General features: G+C 74.0%; 1 pseudogene. It reads right to left on the reverse strand.

From position 1 onward, the window contains the following. A pseudogene (locus tag AB0C29_RS49800) lies at positions 1-1,086 on the reverse strand (FAD-binding protein); the annotation flags it as partial. Positions 1,087-1,111 lie beyond the last annotated feature (25 nt).

Consider the following 1,111-nt stretch of genomic DNA (forward strand, 5'->3'; position numbering starts at 1 on the left):
GGCGAAACGGGCCGCGCCGCCGCCGGCCCAGGTGCCCGAGGACATCGCCCAGGCCGAGTTGTGACTGCCGCCGCCGGTGAAGCCACCACAGATCAGCTCGCGGGTGGCCGCGTCGCCGGCGGCGTACAGGCCGGGAACGCTGGAGGCGCAGTCGTCGTCGACGATCTGGATGCCGCCGGTGCCGCGGACCGTGCCCTCCAGCAGCAGGGTGACCGGGAACTTGTCGGTGAACGGGTTGATGCCGAGCCGGTCGAAGGTGAGGAAGAAGTTCGGCTGGCCCGTGCGCATGAGGGCCTGCTGCTCCGGCGTCGCGTGGTCGATCTGGCACAGCACCGTGCCGGTGCGCAGCAGCTCCTTGGCGATCACCGAGCGCCCGCCCTGGCTGCCGGCCCCGGCCAGCGGGGTGCCGTCGCCGTGGAAGAACGTGGCGAAGCCGTAGTAGGCCGTCTTGGTCACCGAGGTGAAGGCCGGGGCGATCGCGTACGAGTTGGAGAACTCCATGCCGGACATCGCCGCCCCGGCCTCGGCGGCGTAGAGGGCGCCGTCACCGGTGGCGACGTCGCAGCCCAGCGCCTTGGACAGGAACGCGCAGCCGCCGGTGGCCAGCACCACCGCGGAGGCGCGGACCCGGTAGTCGGTGTGGTGCTGGCGGCGGTGGCCGCGTACCCCGGCGACCGTGCCCGTGGGGTCGACCAGCAGCTCGGTGACCGGGCTGTGGTCCAGGATCCGCACCCCGGCCCGCTTGATCCAGGACCGCATCCGGCGCATGTACTCCGGCCCCTGCAGGCCACGCTTGTGCGCGACGCCGTCGACGACGGGGAACGGGTAGCGCGCCTCGGCCGCGAGGCGGTTCATGTTCTCGTAGGTCTGGTCCAGGACGCGGGCCATCCAACGGCGGTCCTGCAGGTGGCCGCCGAGCGCCTCGCGGCTGGCCATCGCCTTCTCGCGGGCGGCGGGTTCGGGCTGGACGTACCAGACGCCGGTGCCGCCGGAGGCGGTCGGGCCGGAGGTCCCGCAGTAGCCCTTGTCGAGCAGCAGGACGTCGGCCCCGGCCGCGGCGGCGGTCAGCGCCGCCCAGGTGCCGGCGGGGCCGGCGCCCGCGGGTTAGGCC

The organism is Actinoplanes sp. NPDC048791, assembly GCF_040650095.1.
GTDB lineage: Bacteria > Actinomycetota > Actinomycetes > Mycobacteriales > Micromonosporaceae > Actinoplanes.